We start from the raw sequence: 303 nt of genomic DNA, 5'->3' as shown, positions 1-303 counted from the left end.
TGATCCGCAAAGTTTTCTTTAGAAAACATAAAGGAAGTAACGGGGAGGTTTATTTGCTCAAAAGATGCGTTTTTTCTTTAGTTTAAGGGAGCGTTCATTGTTATTACTTGCTTATGTTTTAAATGCTACATTTTTTGTTAGCTCTTTTGGTGGAAGAGCATTGAACTCTGAAAGAGAGCGTTTGGTTTCTGGTATCAGAGTGATTATGAATGATCAAGGAAAGACATTTGAAAATCTATGAGGGTATGCCAAAAAGAAACATAAAAAACTGTGGTGCTGATTTGTGTGTCCTAAAAAAATATT

The sequence above is a fragment of the Bartonella sp. AP40SXNS genome (assembly GCF_042195825.1).
Classification (GTDB): Bacteria; Pseudomonadota; Alphaproteobacteria; order Rhizobiales; family Rhizobiaceae; genus Bartonella.
The sequence above is the reverse complement of the archived record's forward strand: the minus strand, read 5'-3'. Positions refer to the sequence as shown.